Origin of the sequence: Stenotrophomonas sp. SrG, from assembly GCF_050031795.1 — a bacterium.
Lineage (GTDB): Bacteria > Pseudomonadota > Gammaproteobacteria > Xanthomonadales > Xanthomonadaceae > Stenotrophomonas > Stenotrophomonas rhizophila_A.
In genome coordinates this window covers 1-240 of the sequence record NZ_JBNBBE010001049.1, presented here as the reverse complement: position 1 = coordinate 240, position 240 = coordinate 1, and the positions used below count along the sequence as shown (strand labels likewise).

Sequence of the window (240 nt, the reverse complement as noted above, 5' to 3'; positions counted from 1 at the left end):
CGTAAGCAGGAAGCTGAACCGGCTGCCGGCACTGAACGCGAAGTCACTGGCGCCTTCGGGAAACACCGACAATGCCGTACCCGCGCCCAGACTCACGCCGTGGCACCAGCTTCGCGATGGGTCGGTCTCGTGGCTGAAACCGAGCAGGCACCATTCCGGCGGCAACACGAAGCGTCCGCGGCAGTGGAAACCGCAGGTGACCGTGCAGAACAGCGATTCATCATGCACCTGCGACTGGAT

At 63.3% G+C, this 240-nt stretch carries 1 pseudogene; it reads right to left on the bottom strand.

From position 1 onward, the window contains the following. Positions 1–240: pseudogene (locus tag ACQG3P_RS22685) on the bottom strand (AraC family transcriptional regulator); the annotation flags it as partial.